The organism is Rhodomicrobium sp. R_RK_3 (genome assembly GCF_002198715.1).
Taxonomy (GTDB): domain Bacteria; phylum Pseudomonadota; class Alphaproteobacteria; order Rhizobiales; family Rhodomicrobiaceae; genus R-RK-3.
Genome location: NZ_MWLK01000033.1, coordinates 123,331 through 142,328 on the forward strand (window position 1 = coordinate 123,331; position 18,998 = coordinate 142,328).

At 65.9% G+C, this 18,998-nt stretch carries 19 protein-coding genes; 8 read left to right on the top strand and 11 right to left on the bottom strand.

Annotation, left to right across the window (positions count from 1 at the left end; translation table 11 throughout):
* The first annotated feature begins 73 nt into the window (after positions 1 to 73).
* The 5 genes from ruvC to BLEFHOIH_RS20150 all read left to right on the top strand — a co-directional run bounded on the left by ruvC (position 74) and on the right by BLEFHOIH_RS20150 (position 3,289).
* Positions 74 to 613: a crossover junction endodeoxyribonuclease RuvC gene (gene ruvC / locus BLEFHOIH_RS20125; RefSeq protein WP_088347829.1), complete on the top strand. Its 540-nt coding sequence runs from the start codon at positions 74 to 76 to the stop codon at positions 611 to 613.
* Between the two features lie 205 nt (positions 614 to 818).
* Positions 819 to 1,433: a Holliday junction branch migration protein RuvA gene (ruvA, locus tag BLEFHOIH_RS20135; RefSeq protein ID WP_088347831.1), complete on the top strand. Its 615-nt coding sequence runs from the start codon at positions 819 to 821 to the stop codon at positions 1,431 to 1,433.
* Between the two features lie 15 nt (positions 1,434 to 1,448).
* Complete coding sequence (locus BLEFHOIH_RS20140) at positions 1,449 to 1,706, top strand: hypothetical protein (protein ID WP_088347832.1); 258 nt, start codon at positions 1,449 to 1,451, stop codon at positions 1,704 to 1,706.
* A gap of 85 nt (positions 1,707 to 1,791) precedes the next feature.
* Entirely contained in the window at positions 1,792 to 2,850 is a 1,059-nt protein-coding gene (ruvB, locus tag BLEFHOIH_RS20145; protein WP_088347833.1) for a Holliday junction branch migration DNA helicase RuvB, read from the top strand.
* Positions 2,834 to 3,289: a YbgC/FadM family acyl-CoA thioesterase gene (locus BLEFHOIH_RS20150; protein WP_088347939.1), complete on the top strand. Its 456-nt coding sequence runs from the start codon at positions 2,834 to 2,836 to the stop codon at positions 3,287 to 3,289. Before ruvB ends, BLEFHOIH_RS20150 begins: the two co-directional genes overlap by 17 nt.
* A 179-nt stretch (positions 3,290 to 3,468) precedes the next feature.
* Here the strand turns inward: BLEFHOIH_RS20150 and mutT are convergent, their stop codons facing one another.
* The 3 genes from mutT to BLEFHOIH_RS20165 form a co-directional block, all read right to left on the bottom strand.
* A complete protein-coding gene (gene mutT / locus BLEFHOIH_RS20155) occupies positions 3,469 to 3,879 on the bottom strand; it encodes an 8-oxo-dGTP diphosphatase MutT (protein ID WP_088347834.1) in 411 nt (136 codons plus the stop codon).
* 45 nt (positions 3,880 to 3,924) lie between these two features.
* On the bottom strand, positions 3,925 to 5,148 hold the full coding sequence (gene argJ, locus BLEFHOIH_RS20160) for a bifunctional glutamate N-acetyltransferase/amino-acid acetyltransferase ArgJ (RefSeq protein WP_245297101.1): 1,224 nt from the start codon (positions 5,146 to 5,148) through the stop codon (positions 3,925 to 3,927).
* Between the two features lie 157 nt (positions 5,149 to 5,305).
* Entirely contained in the window at positions 5,306 to 6,193 is an 888-nt protein-coding gene (locus BLEFHOIH_RS20165) for a peptidylprolyl isomerase (protein ID WP_245297102.1), read from the bottom strand.
* Positions 6,194 to 6,591: 398 nt separating this feature from the next.
* Between BLEFHOIH_RS20165 and secA the strand changes: the two genes are divergently transcribed.
* A complete protein-coding gene (gene secA / locus BLEFHOIH_RS20170) occupies positions 6,592 to 9,414 on the top strand; it encodes a preprotein translocase subunit SecA (protein WP_088347835.1) in 2,823 nt (940 codons plus the stop codon).
* A gap of 387 nt (positions 9,415 to 9,801) precedes the next feature.
* A complete protein-coding gene (locus BLEFHOIH_RS20175; protein WP_125461831.1) occupies positions 9,802 to 10,005 on the top strand; it encodes a hypothetical protein in 204 nt (67 codons plus the stop codon).
* Positions 10,006 to 10,233: 228 nt separating this feature from the next.
* Here the strand turns inward: BLEFHOIH_RS20175 and BLEFHOIH_RS20180 are convergent, their stop codons facing one another.
* Both BLEFHOIH_RS20180 and BLEFHOIH_RS20185 read right to left on the bottom strand, forming a co-directional pair.
* On the bottom strand, positions 10,234 to 10,659 hold the full coding sequence (locus BLEFHOIH_RS20180) for a DUF2852 domain-containing protein (RefSeq protein ID WP_088347837.1): 426 nt from the start codon (positions 10,657 to 10,659) through the stop codon (positions 10,234 to 10,236).
* A gap of 181 nt (positions 10,660 to 10,840) precedes the next feature.
* Positions 10,841 to 11,491: a TetR/AcrR family transcriptional regulator gene (locus tag BLEFHOIH_RS20185; RefSeq protein WP_088347838.1), complete on the bottom strand. Its 651-nt coding sequence runs from the start codon at positions 11,489 to 11,491 to the stop codon at positions 10,841 to 10,843.
* A 287-nt stretch (positions 11,492 to 11,778) separates the two neighbouring features.
* On the opposite strand from BLEFHOIH_RS20185, the gene BLEFHOIH_RS20190 reads away from it, so the two are divergent.
* Positions 11,779 to 13,284: a DnaJ domain-containing protein gene (locus BLEFHOIH_RS20190; protein ID WP_170937279.1), complete on the top strand. Its 1,506-nt coding sequence runs from the start codon at positions 11,779 to 11,781 to the stop codon at positions 13,282 to 13,284.
* Between the two features lie 81 nt (positions 13,285 to 13,365).
* Here BLEFHOIH_RS20190 and BLEFHOIH_RS20195 read toward each other — a convergent pair whose 3' ends face one another.
* From BLEFHOIH_RS20195 to BLEFHOIH_RS20225, 6 genes are all read right to left on the bottom strand, one after another.
* Positions 13,366 to 14,289: a methionyl-tRNA formyltransferase gene (locus tag BLEFHOIH_RS20195; protein WP_170937280.1), complete on the bottom strand. Its 924-nt coding sequence runs from the start codon at positions 14,287 to 14,289 to the stop codon at positions 13,366 to 13,368.
* A gap of 43 nt (positions 14,290 to 14,332) precedes the next feature.
* A complete protein-coding gene (gene hisG / locus BLEFHOIH_RS20200; protein WP_088347840.1) occupies positions 14,333 to 15,118 on the bottom strand; it encodes an ATP phosphoribosyltransferase in 786 nt (261 codons plus the stop codon).
* Entirely contained in the window at positions 15,115 to 16,287 is a 1,173-nt protein-coding gene (locus tag BLEFHOIH_RS20205) for an ATP phosphoribosyltransferase regulatory subunit (protein ID WP_088347841.1), read from the bottom strand. The genes hisG and BLEFHOIH_RS20205 overlap by 4 nt, the downstream gene beginning before the upstream one ends.
* A 4-nt stretch (positions 16,288 to 16,291) precedes the next feature.
* The gene (hisS, locus tag BLEFHOIH_RS20210) at positions 16,292 to 17,821 is read right to left on the bottom strand and encodes a histidine--tRNA ligase (RefSeq protein WP_088347943.1); all 1,530 of its coding nucleotides are present in this window, start codon (positions 17,819 to 17,821) and stop codon (positions 16,292 to 16,294) included.
* A gap of 361 nt (positions 17,822 to 18,182) precedes the next feature.
* Positions 18,183 to 18,365 (bottom strand): DUF465 domain-containing protein, encoded by a 183-nt coding sequence (locus BLEFHOIH_RS20220; RefSeq protein WP_088347843.1) that lies wholly within the window; start codon positions 18,363 to 18,365, stop codon positions 18,183 to 18,185.
* A gap of 215 nt (positions 18,366 to 18,580) precedes the next feature.
* Positions 18,581 to 18,991, bottom strand: coding sequence for a F0F1 ATP synthase subunit epsilon (locus BLEFHOIH_RS20225; protein WP_088347844.1), 411 nt, complete (start codon positions 18,989 to 18,991; stop codon positions 18,581 to 18,583).
* Between the last annotated feature and the right edge of the window lie 7 nt (positions 18,992 to 18,998).

The window sequence follows — 18,998 nt, forward strand, 5'->3', positions numbered from 1 at the left end:
TCCTTGCGCGTATCCGCGGGCCCCTGCAAACCTGCCTGACAGGCTCGTGAGAGCTGATTCGGCGGGGCGGGGAATGAGCGTTCGGATCATAGGCATCGATCCCGGCCTGCGGCGGATGGGCTGGGGGATTATCGAAACATCGGGGCCCCGGCTCAGCTTCGTGGCCTGCGGCACGGTCACGTCCGACGCCAAGGCGCCGCTCTGCGACCGGCTGGTGGCGCTGTTCGCCGGGCTGGACGCGGTGCTCGCCGACTGGCGCCCGCATGAAGCCGCCGTCGAGGAGACCTTCGTCAATCGCGACGCGCATGCCACGCTGAAGCTCGGCCAGGCGCGCGGCATCGCCTTGCTGGCCCCGGCCCGTGCCGGGCTCACCGTGGCGGAATACGCGCCGAACCTCATCAAGAAGACCGTCACCGGCTCCGGCCATGCCGAGAAGGTGCAGATCCGCGCCATGATCGGTTATCTGCTGCCCAAGGCCGCCCCCGATACGGACGACGCCGCCGACGCGCTGGCCATCGCCATCGCCCACGCCCATCACCGCCAGTCGACGGCGCTCCGCACCGCGCTGCTGGCCGGAGACAAGCCGCCGGCCCGCGCCCGCCCGGCGGCTTGAGGCAGCAAATGACCGTCCGCTTCGACGACGCTGCGGCCGCCGAGCCGCGAAACCTGTGCATGACCGGCAGGACTATGGAAAAACCGCCACAATTCATGGACATACTCAAAAAACCGCCGTCGCGGTTTCAGTTAATTCTTATACCCATGCGTAAAATACAGCAGTTTCAATTCACCGAATATTGCCGCTGGACTGTGCAAGACCGATGATAGCGAAGCTCCGGGGACTTTTGGACAGCGTCGGGAAGGATTGGGTGATCGTGGATGTCGGCGGCGTCGGATATGAGGTGTCCTGCCCGGCGCGCGTCATGGCGCGGCTGCCCGCTATCGGCCAGCCGGTTACGCTGACCATCGAGACCTATGTGCGTGAGGACGCGATCAAGCTGTTCGGCTTCCTGAGCGACGCCGAGCGGAGCTGGTTCAGGCTGTTGCAAAACGTTCAGGGCGTTGGAACCAAGGTCGCGCTGTCGGTTTTGGGGACTCTAGAACCGCAGGATTTGGCCAATGCGATCGCGTTGCAGGATAAGGCCCAAGTTGCCCGCGCGCCCGGCGTCGGCCCCAAGGTCGCCCAGCGCATCGTCAGCGAATTGCGCGACAAGGCGCCCGCTCTGCTGGTCGCCGGTGACGTCGGCGTGCAGCTCAGCGGGCCGCGCGGCGCGGGACCGGCCTCTCCCACGGCGGACGCGGTCTCGGCGCTCATCAATCTGGGATACAGCGCGGCCGAAGCGAACACCGCCGTCGCCTCCGTATCGGCCAAGCTCGGCGAAAGCGTCAGGGCGGAAGAGTTGATCAGGCACGGCCTGAAAGAACTTGCAAAATAGGAAGCTGGTGATCGAATGTCGATTTACGACTGCGTTTCGATGAAATCAAAGCCCGCTTGGTTCCCGGATCTGGCCGTGGAGCATAATCAGGTGATCGAGCGTCTGATGTCCGCTTGGATCAGCGCTATTGCGGCGCTGACTTTCCTGACCGCGCTGGTTTTGGCCGCCGTCCAAATCATCGAATGGAGACATGTGGCTTATGTCTATGTCTCGATTAGCTTTGTCACTCTTGCCCTCGCCGTTCTTGTCTATGTCTCGCGTCGCGACGCCTAAGGCAGACAGTTCCGACGCCGCGACCCTTTCGGGCCTTTCGCAAACTCTCATTTCCGCGAGCCAGGGAATCCTCTAGATTCGCGCCATGGATGGAAGACTCATCGAGCGCGAAAAGCGGGACGAGGACGACGGCGAGCTCAGCCTTCGGCCGCAGCGGCTGACCGAATTCATCGGCCAGGAACGCGCCCGCGCCAATCTGAAAGTCTTCATCGACGCCGCCCGCGCCCGTGGCGATGCCCTCGATCACGTGCTGTTCGCCGGACCGCCCGGGCTCGGCAAGACGACGCTCGCCCAGATCGTCTCGCGCGAATTGGGCGTCGGCTTCCGCATGACCTCCGGTCCGGTGATTGCCAAGGCGGGCGATCTGGCGGCGCTGCTCACCAATCTGGAAGAGCGCGACGTGCTGTTCATCGACGAAATCCACCGGCTCAATCCGGCGGTCGAGGAAATCCTCTACCCGGCCATGGAGGATTTCCAGCTCGACCTCATCATCGGCGAAGGCCCGGCCGCGCGCTCCGTCCGCATCGACCTCGCCAAATTCACCCTGGTCGGCGCCACCACCCGCACCGGCCTGCTGACCACGCCGCTCCGCGACCGCTTCGGCATTCCGATCCGGCTGAATTTCTACACCGAGGACGAACTGATCGAGATCGTGACGCGCGGCGGCCGGGTGCTCGGCGTCAAGATGACGCCGGACGGCTCGCGCGAAGTGGCGCGCCGCTCGCGCGGCACGCCCCGCGTCGCCGGCCGCCTGCTGCGGCGCGTGCGCGATTTCGCCACCGCCTATGGCGCCCCGGAGATCGACGCCAAGATCGCCGACCGCGCGCTCAGCCAGCTCGAAGTCGACCCGCACGGTCTCGACGGTATGGACCACCGCTATCTCCGCTGCATCGGCGAGAACTATAATGGCGGCCCGGTCGGCATCGAGACCATCGCGGCGGCGCTCAGCGAAAGCAAAGACGCCATTGAGGAAACCGTCGAGCCCTATTTGCTGCAGCAGGGTTTCATCGGCCGCACCCCGCGCGGGCGCGTGCTGACGCTGAAGGCGTTCCGCCATATCGGCCTCGCCGCCCCGTCCGCCCCGAGCGGCAACCAGCTTTTCATGTTCGACCCGCCCCCGAATGCCGATGACGCCGCCATCTGAGCGCTGGCCGGATCTGGCCGGGCGGATCGTGGGCAGGCGCCACATCCTGCCAGTCCGCGTCTATTTCGAGGACACCGATTTCTCCGGCCTCGTCTACCACGCCAATTATCTGCGCTGGTGCGAAAGGGGCCGCTCCGACATGCTGCGCCTGCTCGGCGTCCACCATTTCGAGCTGCACGCGCCGGGCGATGGCGGGGCTCCCGCGGCCTTCGTCGTCCGCCGGCTGGAGGTCGACTATCTCCGCCCCGCCCGCATCGACGAACTGCTCGAAATCGTCACCGAATGCGCCGAACTGGGCGGCGCGCATCTGACCATGGCGCAGGAGGTCCGGCGCGGCGAACGGACGCTCTGCCGGCTCAGCGCCAAAATCGTGCTGATCAGCCAGACGGGCAAACCCCTGCGCCTGCCCCCGGCGATCGTTGCGCGTTTCAAGGAATAGACGGTTCCCGCCAAACCCGTCGCCCAGGGCGTCAGCCAACTGCTAAAACGAAATCCCCGCGAAGGCGGGGATCCAGTAATCACGGTGCTGGCGGTCACGCTCTGCCTACCACGAATCCTGCGGCGTGCTGGATCCCCGCCTCGCGGGGATTTCGAGAAACGGGATCGGCGTATCATCCGCTAAAGCCAGTCCTGCAGGATCGGGATCAGGGGGAGATCGGCGGGGGGCATGGGGTAGTCGCGCAGCTTTGCCGCGCGGACCCAGGCGATGGCCTGGCCCTCCTGTGGCGCGACCTCGCCCTCCCAGCGGCGGCAGACGAAAAGCGGCATCAGCAGATGGAAATTCTCATAGCCATGGCTGGCGAAAGTGAGCGGCGCGATGCAGGGCGTGCGCAGGGTGATCCCGAGCTCTTCGCGGATCTCGCGGATGAGCGCGGCTTCCGGCGTCTCGCCGGGCTCGACCTTGCCGCCGGGGAATTCCCACAAGCCGGCCATGGACTTGCCCTCCGGCCGCTGGGTCAGCAGCACGCGCCCATCCTCATCGATCAGCGCGACGGCGGCGACGAGCACGACTTTAACCGGGGCGGAAATGGGCGAACTCCTGTCAATGCTTTGCTAGTGGGGCGGATACGGGCGTCAGCTCCGGTAGCTGCCATTGATCCTGAGATAGCCCTCCGTCAGATCGCAGCCCCAGACCGTGGCGCGGCCGCTCCCGCCGGTGCCGACAGCGGCGCGGATGGCGATCTCGCTGCCCTTCATATACGCGCTTGCCGCCGCCTCGCTGTAATCCGGGCTGCGGTGTCCCTCTTCAGCCACCAGGATATCGCCGAACCAGATCGACAGCTTATCGCGGTTCGCCGCCTCGCCCGCCTTGCCGACGGCCATCACCACGCGGCCCCAATTGGCATCCTCGCCCGCGACCGCCGTCTTCACCAGCGGCGAATTGGCGATCGACAGCGCGATGCGCTTGGCCGCCGCATCGCTCTCGGCGCCTTCGACGGTCACGGTAATCAGCTTGGAGATGCCCTCGCCGTCCTTGATGATGAGCACCGCCAATTCCTGCATCAGGTCGCGCAGCGCTTCTGAGAACCCGGCCAGCGCCGGATCGTCGGCGCTCTCAATACGCGGCCCATTGCCGGTCGCGAAGACCAGCAGCGTGTCGCTGGTCGAGGTGTCGCTGTCGACCGTGATCGAATTGAACGTCGTCTCGACATGGCGGCTGACGAGGGCCTGCAACGCTGGCGCGACGATAGCGGCGTCGGTGAAGATGAAGCCGAGCATGGTCGCCATGTCGGGCGCGATCATGCCGGAGCCTTTGGCGATGCCGTTCAGCGTCACCGTGACACCGCCGATCTCGGCTGTGCGCGAGGCGAATTTGGGAAAGGTGTCCGTCGTCATGATGGCGCTCGCCGCTTCAGCGAACCCGTCCTCGACGGCTTCGCCCGCCAGCCGGTCCAGTACGCCCTCGAACTTCCCCGGCGGGATCGGCTCGCCGATCACCCCGGTCGAGGCGAGGAACACCTCGGACGCATCGCACCCCGCCGCCACGGCCGCAAGCGCGGCGGTCGTCTCGACGGTCTCCCAGCCGCGCAGGCCGGTGAAGGCGTTGGCATTGCCCGAATTGACCACCAGCGCCCGCGCCCGGCCATGCGCCAATTGCCGCCGGCACCAGTCGACCGGTGCCGACGAGGTTTTCGAGCGCGTCAGCACCCCCGCCGCCTGCGTGCCCTCGGGCAGCAGCACCAGCAGCACATCCTTGCGGTTCTTATAGCGGATGCCGGCTTCGGCGGCGGCCATGCGCACGCCCGTGATGGCGGGAAGCTTCGGGGTGTCTTTCGGCGCGAATGGCGATGGCGTCACGGGGCTTCCCCTCACATGCAACCGGGAGGAAGCCAGTCCCCGCGAGGGCAAGGAGCGCGCCCGTCCCGAAAATTCCGGCAGATATCTGAGATATAGAGAGTGTCGCACGGGCCGCTGCCGGGTCCGAAGATCCGGCGGCGGCGCCGCAAATCCGTAATTACTGCTTCTTTGCCGCGTCGGCGGGCTGCGGCGACTGCGGCTGCGCTTCGGTCGCGGCCTTCTCGTCGGCTTCGACGGCTTTCTTCAGGTCGGCGTCGAGGATTTCGATCTTGCCGTTCTTGCGCAGGTCGAGAACCGTCGATTGCAGCTTGGACTGGATCAGCGAAGCCGAAATCTGCTCCTTCACCTCGTCGAAGCTCGGCGGCTGACGGTCGCGCTTGTCCTCGACCTTCAGGATGTGCCAGCCGAATTCGGTCTGGATCGGCGCGGACAGCTTGCCCTTCTCCAGCGAGAAAGCGGCGTCCTCGAAGGACTTCACCATTTGGCCGCGCGCGAAATAGCCCAGATCGCCGCCGCCCTGGCCGCCGCGATCCTGCGAATATTTCGTCGCCGTCTCGGCGAAATCGGCGCCAGCGGCGAGTTCGGCGGCGACCTTCTTGGCCTCGTCCTCGGTCTTCACCAGGATGTGACGGGCTCGAATTTCTTCTTGCGCCGGCAGGCTCTTGACGCGCTCGTCATAGAGCGCCTTGGCCTCGGTGTCGGGCACGCTGTCGCGGATCTGCTTCTCGAAGAAGGCGTCGCGCAGCGCGCGCATCCGGTAGTAGTTCATGCGGCCGGCAAAATCCTTGCCGTCGGCGAGCTTGGCCTTCTCGGCGGCGTCCGCCATCAGATGCGCTTCGATGAGATATTCGACCAGGACGCGGCGGCGGCTTTCGGCGGGAACGCCGGCCAGCTCGGAGCCGATCTCGGCCTCGGCGAAGCCCAGCTCCGCCTCGGTGATGCCCTGTCCGTTGACATTGGCGACCACGGTTTCAGGCGCGGCGATGGCGGGGCTTGCGAAAATGGCCGCCGCAAAAAGCAAGGCGGCTGAAGCTATCGGTCTCAACGGTTCGTCCTCTTGATTTGGTTTCGCGGGGGCAGGTGGCCCATTGCTTGGCCACAGGAATGTGCTCTGGATGCGGCAGTCGTTACTCGCAGCCTCTTTACCGCTCCTTCCGGCCGCGCGCAAAGATTTCGTTGGCACGCCTGAAAATAGGCTTAAGAGCCTTTCCTGGCCCAAGCCGTGCGTTGACAAGGGTTGACGCCCAACTTATCTCTGCGGATGCGACATACCCGGCTGTCAGCGGACGCGTCGGCCATCGTGCATTGAATGACCTTCCAAGATCATCGTTCCATGTTTTGTGAATGACGGTCGAACGAGCCCCGGTTGTTCAGGACGCCGGAGTTCGATTAATTTCCGTCAGCCCTGCCCGGACAAGGGCGAGACGATGTTGAGGCTTTGAAATGGTTTCTTTTGCGACGCTGGCCAGTAAGATCTTCGGCACCTCGAACGAGCGCAAGCTGAAAGCCTACGAGGCGCGCCTGCCGGCGATCAACGCGCTGGAGCCCGAGATTTCGGCCCTGTCGGACGAGGCGCTGCGCGCCAAGACCGCCGAATTCCGCAAACAGCTCGCCGAGGGCAAATCGCTCGACGATCTCCTCGTCCCCGCTTTCGCAACCGTGCGCGAAGCCGCCAAGCGGGCGCTCGGGCAGCGCCATTACGACATGCAGCTCGTCGGCGGCATGGTGCTGCATGACGGCAAGATCGCCGAGATGAAGACCGGCGAAGGCAAGACGCTGGTCGCCACCCTCCCCGTCTATCTGAATGCGCTCGCCGGGCGCGGCGTGCATGTCGTCACGGTGAACGATTATCTGGCCCGCCGCGACGCCGAATGGATGGGAGCTGTGTATAAGTTCCTCGGCATGAGCGTCGGCGTCATCCTGCACGAGCTGGACGACGAGCAGCGCCGCCAAGCCTATGCCTGCGACATCACCTACGGCACCAACAACGAATACGGCTTCGACTATCTGCGCGACAATATGAAATACTCGGTCGGCGAGATGGTGCAGTTCGGCGGCCGCAATCCGGAGAAATCCGGCCACGCCTATGCCATCGTCGACGAGGTCGACAGCATCCTGATCGACGAAGCGCGCACGCCGCTGATCATCTCCGGCCCCGTCGAGGACCGCTCCGACCTCTATATCGCCATCGACCGCATCATCCCGCAGCTCGCCGCCGAGGATTTCGAGCTCGACGAGAAGCAGCGCACCGTGTCGCTCACCGAGGCCGGCAATGAGCGGGTCGAAGAGCTGATGCGCGCCCAGGGCGTGCTGAGCGCCGACACCTCGCTCTACGACATCGAGAACGTCTCGCTGGTCCATCACGTCAATTCGGCTCTGAAGGCGCACAAGCTGTTCCTGCGCGACCGCGATTACATCGTCCGCCAGGGCAAGGTCGTCATCATCGACGAATTCACCGGCCGCATGATGGAAGGCCGGCGCTATTCGGAAGGGCTGCATCAGGCGCTCGAAGCCAAGGAAAGCGTCGATATCCAGCCGGAAAACCAGACGCTCGCCTCGATCACCTTCCAGAACTATTTCCGCCTCTACGACAAGCTCGCCGGCATGACCGGCACGGCGCTGACGGAAGCGGGCGAGTTCGGCGACATTTACGGGCTCGACGTCATCGAAGTGCCGACCAACCGGGCGATGGTGCGCCAGGACCATCATGACGAGGTGTACCGGACCGCGCGCGAGAAGAACATCGCCGTCATCCAGGCCATCCGCGATTGCCGCGAGCGCGGCCAGCCGATCCTCGTCGGCACCACCTCGATCGAGAAGTCGGAAAAGCTCGCCGAGGAGTTGAAGGCGCTGAAGATCCCGCATCAGGTGCTGAACGCCCGCTACCACGAGCAGGAAGCCTTCATCATCGCCCAGGCCGGCGTGCCGGGCGCGGTCACCATCGCCACCAACATGGCCGGCCGCGGCACCGACATCCAGCTCGGCGGCAATCTGGAAATGCGGCTGAAGAACTGGCTGGCCGAACAGCGCGAAAAGGGCAAGACGCCCGATGACGCTGAGATCGCCGCCCAGACGGAGGTTCTGCGCGCCGAGATCGCCGAGAAGAAGGAAGCCGCGCTGAAGGCCGGCGGCCTTTACGTCGTCGGCACCGAGCGGCATGAATCCCGCCGCATCGACAACCAGCTTCGCGGCCGCTCCGGCCGCCAGGGCGACCCGGGCGATTCGAAGTTCTTCCTCTCGCTGGAAGACGATCTGATGCGCATCTTCGGCTCCGACCGCATGGACGGCATGCTGCGCCGCCTCGGCCTGGAAGAGGGCGAGGCCATCATCCATCCCTGGATCAACCGCGCGCTGGAAAAGGCGCAGCAGAAGGTCGAGGCGCGCAATTTCGAGATGCGCAAGAACATTCTCAAATTCGACGACGTGATGAATGACCAGCGCAAGGTCATCTTCGAGCAGCGTATCGAGCTGATGCATAAGGACGAGGTCAGCGAGACCGTCGGCGACATGCGCCGCGAGACCGTCGAGCAGCTCGTCGCCGAGCATATTCCGGCCAACGCCTATGCCGAGCAATGGGACGCCAAGGGCCTGCAGGAAGGCGTCAAAGGCGTGCTCAATCTCGACCTGCCGGTCGCCGACTGGGCCAAGGAAGAAGGCATCGCGGACGAGGAAATCCTGGAGCGCCTGATCGAGAAGGCCGACGCCGCCGCCGCCCGCAAGGCCGCCGAGCTCGGCCCCGACCTGATGCGGCAGGTGGAAAAGGGCGTGCTGTTGCAGACGCTCGACCAGCTCTGGCGCGAGCATCTTTTGATGCTGGAGCATCTGCGCCAAGCCGTGGGCCTGCGCGGCTATGCCCAGCGTGACCCGCTGAACGAATATAAGAGCGAGTCCTTTACGCTGTTCGAGGCGATGCTGTCGCGCCTGCGCCTCGCAGTGACCGAACAGCTCATGCACATCCAGCTCGCGCCCAACCAGGGCTACGAGATGCCGATGGAAGACCTGCCCGAGATGCGCGCGATCCATGTCGATCCGCTGACCGGCGAGGACGAGTTCGAAATGGCCGAGGCCGCGACCGGCACCGACGGCCCCGTCGCCCGCAAGCCCGGACGGGGCGGCGGCCCGGCGCCGGTGCGCAACCGCGCCGCCGCTGCGGCGGCGGTCGACCCGAACGATCCCGGCACTTGGGGCAAGGTCGCGCGGAATGCACCCTGCCCCTGCGGCTCCGGCAAGAAGTTCAAGCACTGCCACGGCGCGCTGGTGGCGTAGCACGGCGAGCGCCCCGCACGCCGTTATGGGGTTGTACCCGGCCTAAATTTCCGTCGCCCCGGCCGTCAGAGCCGGGGCCCACTCGCCTCTCCACTTGCCGCAGCATTCGCGGATCGATGATTGGGTCTCGGCTCACCGCTTCGCGGCGTCCGGGACGACGACTAAGATTTTTTTGCCATTCCCGCAGAGGCGGGGATCCAGTAAAGGGCAAAGGCCGCCATTGGGCACACCCCAAAAGCCGTCGCTGCGGCTGGATTCCCGCCTTCGCGGGAATGACAAGTAGTCCGTCTCCGCGCCGCGTGTTTCCCGATGGAAACCCACAACTAAAGATTGTGCGCGCCGGCGAATTCGCCCAAAATGGGGCTCATCGAAAGATGGAGACCGCAGATGGCGCGCAGTCACGAGGTCAGAATTATCGGTGGCACGGGCGAGCGCCGTGGCCGCATCCGAATCCGGCGGAACACGCTCGCCGTCTTCCTGCCCGCCGGCCCCTTCGGCATCAAACCGCCAAAAATCCCCGAGAACCCGCTGCTCGTCTTGCGCGACGCGCGCCTTCCGCGCCCGCCTATGATTGTCCGGGCTGAGGACTAGGACAGGCTGGATTGACCCCGCTTCCGCCTCTCAGACGAAATCCCGCGAAGGCGGGGATCCAGTACGCCGCAACGTAAGTGGTTGGACCGAAAGCCCATTTTAGGTTTGTGGATACTCGATCCCCGCCTTCGCGGGGATTTCGTAGAAAATTCTTTGAGCCAAATACAGAAAACGCGGCGCCCATTTCGGGGCACCGCGCGAACCAATGCATCTTACGCGCCGTCTCGCCTACTGCCCCTCGCCATCCGGCGACGGCGTTGCGGGCGGGGTCTGCGGGCGGTTGCGGCGCTCGGCCATGAACTGGTCGAACTCGACCTTGTCCTTGGCATGACGCAGGCGCTGCAGGAAGTCCAGAAATTCGGTCTGCTCCTCCTCGAGCCGGCGCAGCGTGTCGGCCTTGTACTCGTCGAAGGCGGAATTGCCGCTGTCATAGCGGCCGAACGGGCGGCGGCCCTCATGGCCGAAACGTGCCCAGCGATCGTGCTTCCAACGGCCCCAGCGGCCACCATGCGCACATCCCATTCCCATGCGTCCACTCCATAAAAGAAAGCCCAGGACGGCAAGTCCGACGGGCCAGAAAACCACGAAGCCCAGGACCATCACGGCGATCCAGGCCGGTCTGCCGATCTCATCAAGTCTCGCGGCGATAGCCATGCAATCCTCATGTAAATGTTAGTTACATTCACATAAATGGACCGGCCGATTTCGCTTGTCAAGGGGAGATGGGAAAGCCGGGGCTGGCTGCGTGGGCGTGCGCGCGGCGCGCGCCGTCTCCTTCTCCGAGCCGCGAGACGGGCTCCCGCGATATGGCGGCGGCGTTCCGGCCCCTCCGCTCCTACGCGCCCGCCGACTTCGCCGACAATCCAAGTCCTTGAAAATAAACCAGCATCGCCGCCTCGAGCAGTTCCTCCGGCGCCATCGGCGTCTTGCGGCTGCCGGCCCGCACGAAGAGCGACGCGATGCCGTGCGAGATCGCCCAGATATGCAGCGCCATCATCATCGAAGGCGGCCGGCGCTCCTTCGGCAGGCTGGCGACCAGCGCTTCCGAGGCGTGGCGCAAAATCTCGAAGGCGCTGTCTCCGGCCTGGCGCAGCTCCGGATTGGGCGCGGCCGGCACGCCCGCCTCGAACATGGCGGCGTAAAAAGCCGGCTCGTCGCGCGCAAAGGCCAGATAGGCGCGGCCGACATTCTCGAAGGCGGACATCGCGTCGGGCTTGCCGTCGTTCCAGGCTTTGGCGAGCCGGGCGGTGAATTCCTGAAAGCCGAGCCGGGCGACATCGGCCATCAGGTCGTCGCGGTCACGGAAATGCCGGTAGGGCGCGGCCGGGCTGACGCCTGCCGAGCGCGCCGCATCGGCGATGGTGAAGCCGGCCGGCCCCTTTTCCGCGATCAAGGCAAGCGCGCCCCGGATCAGCGCCTCGCGCAGATTGCCGTGGTGATAGCCCCGCCGACCGGGCGGGCCTTCAGGAGGTTTGGACCATTTCATGTGAGAGATGTTTACATGACTACGGCGCGGACCGCATCAGCCATCGCTCGGCAGACCGGGACTCCAAGCTGCGTAAAACGTCCGAATAGGTGATTTTTCCCATGGTTTTGCCAAGATTAGGCCCGATTCATGCCTAACTGATACATCGGCATTCGAAAAATGCAGGACGGTGCCCCGGCCGGTTTCGCTGGGCGGCATTTGCTGTACTATGGCCCCGCCGGATGGTGTGGGCCGCGTTCATAAATCCGGCCTATCATAGAGTCGACGAAAAAGCTGGTTTGCTGCAAATGAGCCTGGGCGCTGAAAATTACTATGACATTCTCGGTATCAGCGAGAATGCCGATGACGACCAAGTCAAGCAGGCATTCCGCGAGCTCGCCAAATATTACCACCCCGACCACAATCCGGGCGATGCCGAGGCCGAGCGCTCCTTCAAGCGCATCAATACGGCCTATGAAGGGCTGAAGGACGCATCCCGCCGCCAGGCCTATAATGAATGGCTGTCCTTCTCCGACAAGCGCGAGAAGGCGAAGCGCACGCAATGGGGCCGCCTCGCCGCGATGGTGTTTTTGCTGCTGCTCGGCCCGAGCGCGGCGCTCTATTGGGTGGTCGTGGTTGCCGATATCGCCGTCTTCGACAGCGCGGGCGACCGTCCGGGCGCGCTGGTCAGCGCCAGCCAGGACCACAAGCCCGAGCCGCCCGCCGCCGTCGCAGCCCAGCCCGCGCCCGCGGCGCCGCCGGCGAAAGCCGAGACCGAGGATCACGACAAGGCGCTTGCCAGAGCCCGCGAAGCCGCCGCCAAGGTGAAGCCCGCCGCGCCGGCGCCGTCGCCCGCCGCCAGCGCCCTGCCGGCCCAGCCGCCTGCCGCGGCTCGGCCTCCCGCGCCCAGAGTGACGGCGGTCGAGAAGCCCGCCGCGCCGCAGGGCCAGCCGCAGCCGCCCGCGTCCAGGGTCGCCGCGCTCGACCGGCCAGCCCCGCCGCCGATCCAGGCCCCGGCGCCCGCGCCTGCCGCGCCGGCGCCGGTCATGCCCTCGCTCAGCGAGCGAGCCGCCGCCGCCAAGCGCGCCGAATTGTCGGGCGAGTCCGGCGACGTCACCCAGGCGCTGCCCGCGCAGCCGCCGAGAATTTCCGGCCTCAGCGACGCCGAGATCGCCCGGCTGGAGGAGGAGCCGCCGAAATACGACCCGCCCGGCCGGTCGACCGCCTATGACGAGGAAGAGGGCGGCGCGCGGGCGACCGCCCGCATGCTGGCGCGCCTGAAGGAGCCGGACGTGGCGCAACCCTCAGCCGCCGCGCCCGAGACGCTGGCGCCGCCAAGAAAGCGGCCGATCCCCGGCTCGGGCGAAGTCAGCGCCGATGCGTTCAGCGATTGCGCCAAATGCCCGGTGATGTCGCTGGCGCGGCGCAGCGCGGCACCCGGCGAGGGCTCCGGCCTCGCCATCAGCCTGTCGACGATCACCGTGGCGCAGTGGAACGCCTGCGTCGCCGACGGCATCTGCCTGCCCTACCGCTCCGGCCCGCGCAATTCGGAAGATCCGGTGATGAATGTCAGCCAGCGCGAGGCGAGCGCCTATGCCGACTGGCTGACCGGCGTCACCGGCCAGTCCTACCGGGTGGTCGCGCCGCTGTCCGGCCGCGAGGCGTCGCGCGATTGCAATGGACGGCGCAAGAACGGCAATTGGCAATGGCTCGACGACGGCGACCGTGATGCCGATTGCGAGCCGTCGGCGGGCGGCAGCTTCGAAAGCGCACGCGGCTTCCGGGTCGCTCGCAATGTGCGTCCGGGCGGATAGGCTTGCCGCTGTTTCCGCCGCCGCTCCTGTAGGCGAGGGGGTGCCGTCGCCGGCAGAGGTCTTCCCCCTCCGTGGACGCGATCACTCGCCGAGGCGGTCGCCTGGGCTAACTCCGGCTTCGGCCGCCCACGCGGCCGCCGGCATCTTCGCGCCTTTCGCCGGCCGCACCCGGATGACACGGATCGCCCCGCCGTCGGCCGCCACCACCATGCCGTCCGTACCGAGCGACAGCACCTCGCCAGGCGCGCCCGTCGCCGATCCGGCGATGGAGCGGCTGTCGAAAATGTCGAGCTTCGAGCCCGCATAAGTGGTCCAGGCGCCCGGCGCGGGGTTCGTCCCGCGGATCAGGTTGTAGACCTCGGCGACGGGCCGGGCCCAGTCGATCTTGGCGTGCCGCTTGCGGCACCAGCCCTCATAGGTGGCCGCCGTTTCGTCTTGCGCGACGCGCGGCGGGTTGCCCGACCGGAAGAGATCGCAAACCTGCAGCACGCTTTCCACGCCCGCCGGAAAGATCTTCTTGAAATAGAGGTCGATTACGGTGTCGTCGCTGCCGATGTCGCATTCCCACTGGAGAGCCAGATCGCCCCCGTCCAGCCCATCCGCCGGGTAAAACCACGAGAAGCCGGACTTGGTCTCGCCCCAGATGATCGGCCAGTTGAGCGCGGACGGCCCCCGGTGTCGGGGCAGCAGCGAGGGGTGAAAGCAGATCGAGCCGAGGCGCGGAATGTCGCGCGCCGCCTTCGGCGCAAACATCGTCGTATAGGCCATGACCATCAGATCGGCGTCATGCGACCGCAGCGTCTCGAGCGTCGGCTCTTCGTTGAGATTGGCCGGCTGATGCACCGGAAGCCCCTTCGAAAGCGCGAACGCCTTCAACGGGTCGGCCCCCTTCCCCTCGTCATCCGGCGCGCAATAGACGGCCACGACCTCGTCATGGCCCGCGTCAAGGATCTTCTCCAGACAGTCCCTGCCGAAAGCCTTTTGGCCCATCACGATCAGACGCATGTTCCCCCTCGAAAGATAGCCCCCAGATCGCCGCCGCAATGCTTCAACCGGGACGCTTGCGCTTGCCGGCGCTCGCGCGTGCCCGCGGCGGAGCCTCGCCATCGGCACCAATGGTGGCGGTCGCGCCGAATTGCGCCAACTGAGTCCGGATGCGAGCCTCCGCCACCCGGACCGCGTCCGGACGCGCCGCGACGCGCGAGGCGACGAGGCAGGCTTCGGAGCGCAGGATCAGCCCGTCGGCGAGGATTTTCAGATGGTTGGCGCGCAGCGTCGTGCCCGTCGTGGTGATGTCGACGATGATCTCGGCGGTCTGGGCGGCGGGCGTGCCCTCGGTCGCGCCGAGGCTCTCGACCAGCCGGTAGCTCACCAGCCCCGCGCGCGCGAAGAAATGCCGCGTCAGGTTCATATATTTCGTCGCGACGCGCAGGCGGCGGCCATGCTCGCGGTAGAAGATCGCGGCGGCTTCCTCGAGGTCGGCGACGGTTGCGACATCGATCCAGCATTCCGGCACCGCGACGACGACATCGGCGCGCCCGAAACCGAGCTTGGCCACGAAATCGCAGCGCTGGTCGGCGTCGGCGATATGCTCGCGGATCAGGTCCTCGCCGGTGACGCCGAGATGGATGCGGCCGAGCTGCAAATGCCGTGCGATCTCGGAGGCCGACAGATAGGCGATCTCGACATCGTCGAAGCCCGCGATCTCGCCGCGATAGCCGCGCTCATGGCCGGTGCGCGCGAAAGCGAGGCCGCGCGCGGCGAAATAATCGGCGGTCTGCTCCATCAGGCGGCCCTTCGAGGGTACGCCGAGGATGAGTTTTTCCGCGCTCATCGGGCGCCTCCCTTCGATGCCAGCAGACGCTCGGTGTGGATGGCCGAGCCGATGGCGGGCGCGTCGCGCTCGGCGCCGATGGAGGCGAGCAGCCCGTCATAGCGGCCGCCGCCCGCGATCTGCCCGGCAATGCCCCGCCCCGGCAGCTCGATCTGGAAAACGAAGCCGGAATAATATTCGAACTGGCGGCCGAAATCGGCGTCGAAATGCAGCGCATTGGTGTCGATATCGGCCTCGCGCAGCAAAACCTGCCGGCGGCGGCAGACGGCGAGCGGCGCGGCGAGATCGATACCGGCATCCTTGGAAAGCGCGGCGATGGCGGCGAGCGCGGCGTCCGGCGTGCCGGAGATCTTGAGATAGTCTTCGACCAGCGTCACCACATGGCCGGACAATGGCTGCTCGCGCATATCGGCGGCGGCGGAGAGCAGGCGCGTGGTGATCTCGCCGAGATTGCGCGCGCCGAGCAGGGTCAGCGCCTTCGCGTCGAGAAAGGCGGCGACCTCCTGTTCGGCGGCGAGCGGGTCGGCCGGGTCGAGCCTTTCGGCGAGCGCGGCGATGGCCGGATCGGGCAGCGCGGCGGGCGGCGAGGCGAGGCGGCGCAGCACGCTCTGGAACGCGCCGGGGCGCCAGAAACTGTGCAGCAGCCGGTCCTGCCAGCGGGCGGGGATCGGCAGCGCGCTGAGGAGGGCGCGGAAGAGGCCGAGGTCGCCGCAGCGGATCTCAAAGCCGGTGAGGCCGGCGAGGCGGACGGCGTCGAGGATCAGCGCCAGCACTTCGGCATCGGCCTGCTCGCGGTCGGCGGCGCCGAAATTCTCGATGCCTGCCTGCCGGAATTCGCGCGGGCGCAGCGCGTCGGGCTCGGCCTGATAGCGGAAGGCGGGGCCGTTATAGGCGTAGCGCGCGGGCGCATCGGCATGCGGATTGCGCTCGAGATAGATGCGGCAGGCCGGGATGGTCAGGTCCGGGCGCAGGCAGAGCTCCTGGCCGTCCGGATCGGTGAAGACATAGGTGCGGTTGCGCAGCGCCTCCCCGATGCAGTCGAGGAAGATGTCGGCGGGCTGGATGAAGGACGGCGCGACACGCTCATAGCCGGCGCGCGCGAAGATGCCCATGATCTGCTCGGCCTGGACTTCCAGCGCCTCGAAACGCAAGGCTGACTCGGCGGTCATGGGATTATCCTGACGCCTTGGCGTGACGCGCAAGCACCGAGCGCACGGCCTCGACCAGTTCGTTTTCCTTGACCGAGAATTGCGCCGGGCGGCCTTCGCGCCACGCCTGATGGTCGGCGATTTCGCCGGAGAGCCGGTCGCCCTCGATCAGGTCCTTGATGGTGACTTCGCCGCGCGCCAGCTCGTCGCCGCCCTGGATGACGACGCAAGGTGCGCCGCGCTTGTCGGCATATTTCATCTGGGCCTTCATGCCCGAGGTGCCGAGATAGATTTCGGCGCGGATATTTGCCTCTCGCAGCGTGCGGGCCACGCGGTTGTAATCGCCGAGCCGGGCCTTATCCATGGCGAGGATGACGACCGGGCCGGAGACGGCATCGGTTTCGAGCTTGCCGAGCGCCTGCAGCGCCGAATAGAGGCGCGAGACGCCGATGGAGAAGCCGGTCGCGGGGATTTTGGTGCCCTTGAAGCGCGAGACGAGGCCGTCATAACGCCCGCCGCCGCCGACCGAGCCGAAGCGGACGGGCGCGCCGCTCTCGTCGGTCGCCTCGAAGGTCAGTTCGGCCTCGATGACGGGGCCGGTGTAATATTCGAGGCCCCGGACGACTGTCGGATCGAAACGGACGCGGTCGCCGTAATCGGCGGCCTCGACCAGCGCGATGATCTGGCCGACCTCGGTCAGCCCCTCATTCAGCGCGGGGACGTCGGCAATGGACGGAAACCCCTTCGGAAACTGGCCTTCCGTCTTCGGCGTGCGGAGGCCATCGGCGCCGGTTTCGACCGTGATACTGAAGCCGAACATCGCTTCGATCGCGGCGATTTGGGCGGCATTCAATCCGGCGCCCTTGGTGAAATCGCCGCTCTCGTCCTTGCGGCCGGCGCCCAGCAATTCGCGCACGCCTTCGATGCCGAGCCGGTCGAGCTTGTCGATGGCACGGAGAACCGTCAGCCGCTGCCTGGCATTCTCGTCCTCGCCAAGACCGGCCGCCGTCATCACCCCGTCCAAAATCCTGCGCGAATTCACCCGGATGACGAACGATCCGCGCGGAATCCCCAGCGCCTCGATGGCATCCGCCGCGAGCATACACAGTTCGGCATCGGCGGCGACATTGTCCGTGCCGACCGTGTCCGCGTCGAACTGGGTGAACTGCCGGAACCGCCCAGGCCCCGGCTTCTCGTTCCGCCACACCGGCCCCGTCTGATAGCGCCGGAACGGCTTCGGCAGCCCATCGAAATTCTGCGCCACATAGCGGGCCAGCGGCGCCGTCAGATCATAGCGCAGCGACAGCCATTGCTCGTCCTCGTCCTGGAACGAGAAGACGCCCTCATTCGGACGGTCCTGGTCGGGCAGGAATTTGCCGAGCGCGTCGGTATATTCGAAGGCGGGGGTGTCGAGCGGCTCGAACCCGTAGGATTCATAGACGCGCCGGATGGTGCCCAGCATCCGCTCCATGGCGCGAAGCTCGGGGGCTTCGATGTCGCGCATGCCCTTGGGGAGACGCGCTTCGGGGCGCTTATCCGCCTTCTTGCTGCTCATAATGCCATCCATTCGGGGCCGCGCCGCGCGGCGATAGACGGGATGTAATGCCCGCTGTCGGAAATAGCGAACGAAGCCGCGAGCGCCGGCTTTCCAAGCCCGCGCGGCAGCTTCGCCTCAATCAACGATTTTCTAGACGATTGCCCAGCGGTCAGCAAGCGCGGGCGCGAATGGTAAACGGAAATGAAACCCGTCCGGAAGTCCCGCCCTACGCCGGGGGAGAGCGATCGTCTGTCGACCACGACAGAGAGACGCTCATCTCATTCCGGGACGCAATCTTCGGGGGAAAATACTGCTCCACGATCCAGAAGATGCTCCGGAGAACCCACGGCGCAATTGGCGGGGTTGGAATGGAAGGCCGCTAGAACGCGTCTTTGAAGTGAGATCGCAGGCGGGCCATTCGGTCTTTGAGAAGAAGCTTTTGACGTTTCAGCTCTGCTATTCTTAAGCTGTCGGACGATGGACGGGCGATCTCTTCCTGGATCAGCTTGTCCAAAGCCCTATGTTTGCCGGACAGCTCGTCAACATGTGCGTCAAGCGCCATAGGAACCTCCGTTTCTTCTCTTCAAGGGCTGCCATGATGGCAGAACCTCAACCGAAAGTCTAACAGGTTCAACGCTTACGGGAATGGGCCGGCGCGGTTGTGTAGAATCTGTTGACAACATTTGGTTGCAACTGTTGCCATAAGATGACAAATGGCCCTGCGACTGGCTGAAACACAGCCAATTGCAAGGCCTTAAGACGTATAGGTGATTTTGCCTACGCGGCCAGATTGAGCGTCTCGCGCAGGCTCAGCAGCCGCTCCAGCGTGTCGACCGCGAGACGGCGGACGTCCTCATCCTGGGTCTCGGCGAGGAGGTCTTCGACCTCCTTGATCTCGCGGGCGAGGAATTCGCGCTGCAGCTTGCCGAGCGGCACAGCCTGCTCGGCCAATACGACGAGCTTGTCCGGGCCGACATCGGCGAGGCCGCCGCGCACATAGATTTCAGCCAGTTCGCCGCTCATCTCGGGGATTCGCAGCACGCCGGGCCGCAGCATGGCGATGACCGGCGCGTGGCGCGGCAAGACGGTGAAATCGCCCTCCGAGCCGGGCACCAGGACTTCGCCGACATCGGCGGAGACCAGGAGCCGCTCGGGCGAGACCAGTTCGAATTTGAACGTTTCGGCCATCCGCAAT

Excerpts from the sequence above, each read along its gene's own strand:
- ruvC (WP_088347829.1), top strand. The coding sequence starts at position 74 with ATGAGCGTTCGGATCATAGGCATCGATCCCGGCCTGCGGCGGATGGGC.
- ruvA (WP_088347831.1), top strand. The coding sequence starts at position 819 with ATGATAGCGAAGCTCCGGGGACTTTTGGACAGCGTCGGGAAGGATTGG.
- BLEFHOIH_RS20140 (WP_088347832.1), top strand. The coding sequence starts at position 1,449 with ATGTCGATTTACGACTGCGTTTCGATGAAATCAAAGCCCGCTTGGTTC.
- ruvB (WP_088347833.1), top strand. The coding sequence starts at position 1,792 with ATGGATGGAAGACTCATCGAGCGCGAAAAGCGGGACGAGGACGACGGC.
- BLEFHOIH_RS20150 (WP_088347939.1), top strand. The coding sequence starts at position 2,834 with ATGACGCCGCCATCTGAGCGCTGGCCGGATCTGGCCGGGCGGATCGTG.
- secA (WP_088347835.1), top strand. The coding sequence starts at position 6,592 with ATGGTTTCTTTTGCGACGCTGGCCAGTAAGATCTTCGGCACCTCGAAC.
- BLEFHOIH_RS20175 (WP_125461831.1), top strand. The coding sequence starts at position 9,802 with ATGGCGCGCAGTCACGAGGTCAGAATTATCGGTGGCACGGGCGAGCGC.
- BLEFHOIH_RS20180 (WP_088347837.1), bottom strand. The coding sequence starts at position 10,659 with ATGGCTATCGCCGCGAGACTTGATGAGATCGGCAGACCGGCCTGGATC.
- BLEFHOIH_RS20185 (WP_088347838.1), bottom strand. The coding sequence starts at position 11,491 with ATGAAATGGTCCAAACCTCCTGAAGGCCCGCCCGGTCGGCGGGGCTAT.
- BLEFHOIH_RS20190 (WP_170937279.1), top strand. The coding sequence starts at position 11,779 with ATGAGCCTGGGCGCTGAAAATTACTATGACATTCTCGGTATCAGCGAG.
- BLEFHOIH_RS20195 (WP_170937280.1), bottom strand. The coding sequence starts at position 14,289 with ATGCGTCTGATCGTGATGGGCCAAAAGGCTTTCGGCAGGGACTGTCTG.
- hisG (WP_088347840.1), bottom strand. The coding sequence starts at position 15,118 with ATGAGCGCGGAAAAACTCATCCTCGGCGTACCCTCGAAGGGCCGCCTG.
- BLEFHOIH_RS20205 (WP_088347841.1), bottom strand. The coding sequence starts at position 16,287 with ATGACCGCCGAGTCAGCCTTGCGTTTCGAGGCGCTGGAAGTCCAGGCC.
- hisS (WP_088347943.1), bottom strand. The coding sequence starts at position 17,821 with ATGAGCAGCAAGAAGGCGGATAAGCGCCCCGAAGCGCGTCTCCCCAAG.
- BLEFHOIH_RS20220 (WP_088347843.1), bottom strand. The coding sequence starts at position 18,365 with ATGGCGCTTGACGCACATGTTGACGAGCTGTCCGGCAAACATAGGGCT.
- BLEFHOIH_RS20225 (WP_088347844.1), bottom strand. The coding sequence starts at position 18,991 with ATGGCCGAAACGTTCAAATTCGAACTGGTCTCGCCCGAGCGGCTCCTG.